The organism is Prevotella sp. MGM2 (assembly GCF_002933955.1).
Taxonomy (GTDB): Bacteria; Bacteroidota; Bacteroidia; order Bacteroidales; family Bacteroidaceae; genus Alloprevotella.
The window spans coordinates 1-1,089 of sequence record NZ_BEWW01000123.1; the positions used below are offsets into that span (position 1 = coordinate 1).

The window sequence follows — 1,089 nt, forward strand, 5'->3', positions numbered from 1 at the left end:
ATTTCAGCTCTCGAATTTTAACAAATGCACCGGAATTTCGGCTTGACCCGAAAAACAGGCAAAACATGGTGCTGATTATTCTACCATGATCTATGATTTGAAGGGCTTGTTCTTTTGTAACTTACAGATATACAAAATGAAAGAGCACCTGTAAGGTGCTCTTTCAAGTGATTCCGTTGGGATTCGAACCCAAGACCCACGCCTTAGAAGGGCGTTGCTCTAATCCAACTGAGCTACGGAACCGGAAAACGAATGCAAATTTACATTATTTGGCGGATTTGGCAAAATATTAGGAAAGAGATTTTGCCTCTAAAATGTAAAAAACTGTATCTTTTACGTTATTCCACTTTTAATTTGTTTTTTTCAACGAAGTCTTTGGGTAGGTCTTTATCTATATAGGTAAATTGGTAATTTTGTCCTCTGGCTGACGGGAATTGGCTGCGGAGGTCTATATCGCTGCGATTTTTAAGATGATTGACAATTTTGTTGTAGCAGTCTTGTCCGCTGAAAGCTTTTACAAGTGCTACGAAATCTGTGTCCTGATACTGGAATTTGCCTGTACCGGGAATTTGGATGACGCGCTTGAAGGCTATATGGCCTTTATACCATCCTTGACGTTCTTCGGCTAATTGTGAGAGTTTGAATTCTTTCTTGTTAAAGGCTTCGCCGTCTAATGGAGGTGTCACTGTCACTTGTTTGCGATGGGTTTTAAATTCCTCCATTGTATTGGCTGTGGTCTTTATCAGGATGAAATATACCCGTGGCCTTATTTTGTAGCGTTTGGGATAAGGCATATCACCTTCAACATAGTTGTGGATGTCGTTGATGAGTTCAGGGGTTACGTGGATGTCCGGTATGGAAGATAAAAAATCTATTAATTCTTCTACGCTGTAAACCAGTATGTCTTGATCGAAATATCTAGCGTATATGTTCATTGGGGCTATAGTATTTCTGAAAAATATGATGAAGGTAACGTCTTATTATAAAAATAATTTCTATGAAAACTTGGAGTCAACTACAAGCCTTCATAGAAATGTGGAGCGGAAAACGAGACTCGAACTCGCGACCCCAACCTTGGCAAGGTTGTGC

Annotated in this window: 1 protein-coding gene and 1 tRNA gene; both read right to left on the reverse strand. The window is 39.8% G+C overall.

Annotated features, from left to right (window positions below; all coding sequences use genetic code 11):
- Positions 1-168 precede the first annotated feature (168 nt).
- A tRNA-Arg gene (locus C5S62_RS02785) sits at positions 169-243 on the reverse strand.
- Positions 244-338: 95 nt separating this feature from the next.
- Positions 339-935 carry a hypothetical protein gene (locus C5S62_RS02790; RefSeq protein ID WP_104403958.1) on the reverse strand — a complete coding sequence of 199 codons (597 nt, stop codon included), beginning with the start codon at positions 933-935 and terminating at the stop codon, positions 339-341.
- Between the last annotated feature and the right edge of the window lie 154 nt (positions 936-1,089).